The organism is Streptococcus sp. DD11 (assembly GCF_001578865.1).
Taxonomy (GTDB): Bacteria; Bacillota; Bacilli; order Lactobacillales; family Streptococcaceae; genus Streptococcus; species Streptococcus panodentis.
Window position 1 is genome coordinate 110,846 of the sequence record NZ_KQ969392.1, and the last position, 4,384, is coordinate 115,229.

General features: G+C 51.2%; 3 protein-coding genes. All 3 read right to left on the minus strand.

The genetic code is table 11. The features are described 5' to 3' along the window. Nucleotides 1-742 (minus strand): 3-deoxy-7-phosphoheptulonate synthase (locus STRDD11_RS00530; RefSeq protein ID WP_241209262.1); only part of this gene is annotated, 742 nt, incomplete at its 3' end. Between the two features lies 1 nt (nt 743). Next, nucleotides 744-1,856: a 3-deoxy-7-phosphoheptulonate synthase gene (locus STRDD11_RS00535; RefSeq protein WP_275945954.1), complete on the minus strand. Its 1,113-nt coding sequence runs from the start codon at nt 1,854-1,856 to the stop codon at nt 744-746. Next, on the minus strand, nt 1,798-4,314 hold the full coding sequence (gene secA, locus STRDD11_RS00540; protein ID WP_128834335.1) for a preprotein translocase subunit SecA: 2,517 nt from the start codon (nt 4,312-4,314) through the stop codon (nt 1,798-1,800). The genes STRDD11_RS00535 and secA overlap by 59 nt, the downstream gene beginning before the upstream one ends. Nucleotides 4,315-4,384: the final 70 nt, after the last annotated feature.

A 4,384-nucleotide genomic window follows, 5' to 3' on the forward strand; every position in this document is an offset into this window, starting at 1 on the left:
CATCCAGCAGCTCTAAGATGTTTTCATAGTAAAAATTAGGCTGATTCTTGCCATAGGCATCAACCGCCCCCCGCAGAATGATATGTGCCAAGGGATTGCCTGATGTTTCTGTTTCCAGACCGCGAAACAGGAAATGCTGAGGACTTTGAGCGGCATAAACAGCATTGAGCATGACTGACAGATTGCCGGAAGTCGGATTTTTCATGCCGACCGGTGCATCAATACCCGAAGCCGTAAAACGGTGCTCCTGATTTTCCACAGAACGGGCTCCGACAGCATGGTAGCTGACCAGATCGTCAACCAAAAAGAGATTGGAAGGATAAAGCATTTCATCAGCTGTTGTCAGTCCCGTCTCCGCAATGACCCGGTAATGCAGCTGGCGGACGGCCTGCAGGCCGTTGATAAGGCTGGGCTCCTTTGCCGTATCCGGCTGATGGACCAGCCCCTTGTAGCCGTCACCGTTGGTCCGCGGTTTGGCCGTGTAGACCCGCATAACGATGAAAAGCCTGTCAGCCACCCTTTCCTGAAGGGCAGACAGACGGCGGGCATATTCCAGCACCGCCTCTTCATGATCAGATGAGCAGGGGCCCATCACCAGCAGCAGGCGGTCATCCTGACCGCTGAAGATAGCCGCCAGCTCCTGATCCCGCTCTTTTTTGCGGGCCAGCGCCCCAGCAGAAAGCTGTGTCTTGGCCTTAATCAGACCAAGATCAATTTCCTGACTTTTTTCGATAAATGCCATTTTAGTTTCCTAATGTTTCATAAATTTCACGCACCAGCTGCTCTGTATTGTCCCAGCCCAGGCAAGGGTCGGTAATGGACTTGCCGAAAATCTCCGGCTCATCCTGCCGGCCGTCTTCCAGATAAGACTCAATCATAAAGCCGCGGACAGTTGACTTAATTTTCTCATTCCAGTCCCGGTTGATCAAGGTCTGACGGACAATACGGACCTGTTCTAAATATTGCTTGCCGGAATTGTCGTGGTTGGTATCAATGATAATGAAGGGATTTTCCAGCCCCATCTCCTCGTACTGCTGGATGGTATCCAGCAAATTGTCATAATAGTAGTTGGGGAGGTTTTTACCGTACTCATTGACTGCTCCGCGCAGAATGGCATGGGCCAAAGGATTGCCGGAAGTTTCTACTTCCTTGCCGGAAAAGAGAAAACTCTGCTTATTCTGGGCAGCATAAATCCCGTTGAACATCACATTGAGGTTGCCGGAAGTCGGATTTTTAAGGCCGGTCGGCAAATCCGCTCCGCTGGCCACAAAACGGTGCTGCTGGTCTTCAACAGAACGGGCACCGACAGCCATATAGGAAATCAAATCGTCTACCAGAGGCAGATTTTCCGGATAGAGCATCTCATCAGCCGTTGTCATGCCAGTTTCAGAAATGACCCGATAGTGCAGGTTGCGGACCGCTTTAATACCGTTAATCAGGCTGGGCGCCGCCGTGGCATTAGGCTGGTGAATCAGGCCCTTGTAGCCGTCGCCATTGGTCCGCGGCTTGGCTGTGTAGACCCGCATGACCATAAAGATGCGGTCTTTTACCTCTTCTTGGAGGGCAGACAGACGCTTGGCGTATTCCAGCACGGCTTCTTCATTATCAGACGAGCAGGGGCCGATGACCAAGAGAATACGGTCATCCTGGCCGCGCAGAATGGCTTCTAACTCGCGGTCGCGCTCTTTCTTATGAGCCAACATCTCTCCTTCCAGCTTAGCCAGCTGGCGGACTTCTGCTACATCAATAGGTTGGCTGCTTGCTTTAAAGGTCATCTGTTCTCCTTTGGTATCTTCGTTATCTGCGGCCGTGGCAGTTTTTGAACTTCTTGCCGGAGCCGCATGGACAAGGGTCATTGCGCTTAACAGAAGACAGGTCCACACCAGCAGGGATGTTCGGTGACTGAGCCGAAATATTGCGCGTAGCGCTGGTGCTGATATTGTGCTCAGCCCGCGGACGCTCCTGCTCGTGAATCTGCGCCTTCATCATGAGACGGGTCACGTCAAATTCAATAGCTCCGATCATATCGTTAAACATGCGGAAGCTTTCAGATTGGTATTCAACAACTGGATTGTTCTGAGCGTAGCCGCGCAGACCAACAGCATTACGCAGCTGATCCAGTGCATCAATATGGTCTGTCCATTTGCTGTCTACAACACGCAGAATCAGCACTTTTTGGAATTCGCGGACTGCTTCTTCATCACGCAGTTTGGCAATCTGACTGTCATAAACCTGAGAGGCCCGCTCAAAGAGATCGTCTTTGATTTCCTGGTCAGACTTGCCTTCTAAATCGCTGGCTGAGATAGAGTCTTCGGCCACCAGATTGTACTTAGCAAAATTCAGAATTGCTTCGGTCTTTTCATCCTGCTCTGAATGGCTGCTGCCGTCCACGATGCGATTAATGGTCCGCTTGATCATGGCATGGATTTCAGGGCTGAGATCGCGGTCAGCCGTGATAACATCGTGGCGTTCCGCATAGATAATCTCCCGCTGCTCCCGCATGACATCATCGTACTGCAGGACCTGCTTCCGCGTATCGTAGTTGTTTCCTTCCACGCGCTTCTGCGCACTTTCGACCTGACGGGTCAGCATGCCGGACTTGATAACAGAGTCTTCCTCACTGAGATTCATGCGGTCCAGAATGGCCTTGATCCGCTCTGAGCCAAAGCGGCGCATGAGCTCGTCTTCCAGCGACAGGTAAAACTGGGATTCACCGGGATCGCCCTGACGGCCTGAACGTCCGCGGAGCTGATTGTCAATCCGGCGGCTTTCATGGCGCTCTGTACCGATAACACAGAGACCGCCCAGCTCACGGACACCTTCGCCCAGCTTGATGTCGGTTCCCCGTCCGGCCATATTGGTCGCGATGGTCACGGCTCCGCGCTGGCCGGCATTCATGATAATCTGCGCTTCCTTGTAGTGGTTTTTGGCATTGAGGACCTCATGGGGCACACCGGCTTCGACCAATTTTTTGGAAATAAAATCACTGGTTTCAACCGCAACAGTACCGACCAGCACGGGCTGGCCTTTTTCATGACGCTCTTTAACATCCTGAACGACGGCCTTAAACTTAGAATCAATACTTGGATAGAGCAGGTCTGAGTGGTCTACCCGGGCAATGGGACGGTTGGTCGGAATCGGAATGACCCGGATATTGTAAATCTCACGGAATTCCTCTTCCTCTGTCTTACCGGTACCGGTCATACCGGCCAGTTTCTTGTACATACGGAAGAGATTTTGATAGGTGATGGAAGCAGACGTCTTGGTTTCATCCTGAATCGGCACACCTTCTTTGGCTTCAATGGCTTGGTGCAGGCCGTCTGAATAGCGGCGGCCTTCCATGGTCCGGCCGGTAAATTGATCGACAATCAGGATTTCCTGCTCCTGACTGACCACATAGTCAATGTCCAGCAGCATGATATAGTTGGCCCGCAAAGCATTGTCAATAAAGTGCGTCAGGGCAACGTTTTCGATATCATAGAGATTGTCCAGCTTGAAGTAGCTCTCTGCCTTGTCAATCCCAGAGTCAGACAGACCGATTGTCTTGGACTGCACATCGATGATATAGTCATCCTTGTCAAGGGATTTGACATAGTGGTCAGCCATATGATAGAGCTGGTTGGTGTCAGAAGAAGTCGGACCTGAGACAATCAGCGGCGTCCGGGCTTCGTCGATCAGAATGGAGTCTACCTCATCGACCAAGGCATAGTTGAGCGGGCGCTGAACCATATTTTCAGCGCGGACCACCATGTTGTCCCGCAGATAGTCAAAGCCGATTTCGGCATTGGTCGAGTAGGTGATGTCACAGGCATAGGCTTCTTTTTTCTCAGCCGGTGATTTTGCTGCCAGATTGATTCCGACAGACAGACCCAGCCAAGAGTAAAGCTCTCCCATTTCTGTTGCGTCACGCTCCGTCAGGTACTCATTGACCGTGACAACATGCACACCCTTTCCGGCTAAGGCATTGAGATAGACCGGCATGGTCGCAGTCAGGGTCTTGCCTTCTCCGGTACGCATCTCTGGAACGTCACCGTGGTGAAGGACAATCCCGCCCATGACCTGAACCTTGTAAGGGAAGAGGCCCAGTACGCGCTTTGCTCCCTCGCGGACAACCGCAAAGGCCTCAAAGAGAAGCTGATCCAGGGTTTCGCCGTCTGCATAGCGTTTCTTAAACTCCTCTGTCTTTGCCTGCAGATCTTCATCGGACAGGGCTGCCATTGTGTCTTCGTAGGACAGCACCTTGTCCGCCATTTTTTCTAACTTTCTTAATTCACCTTTATCATTTTCAATGATTGTCTTTAAAATATTTGCCATTGTTTTCCTTACTATAATAATCCTTTTGATTTTTAGAATGTTCTTTTCATTATAGCATGTTTCCCGCTAT

Coding starts and splice junctions, on each gene's coding strand:
- STRDD11_RS00535 (WP_275945954.1), bottom strand. CDS start 1,856: ATGACCCTTGTCCATGCGGCTCCGGCAAGAAGTTCAAAAACTGCCACG.
- secA (WP_128834335.1), bottom strand. CDS start 4,314: ATGGCAAATATTTTAAAGACAATCATTGAAAATGATAAAGGTGAATTA.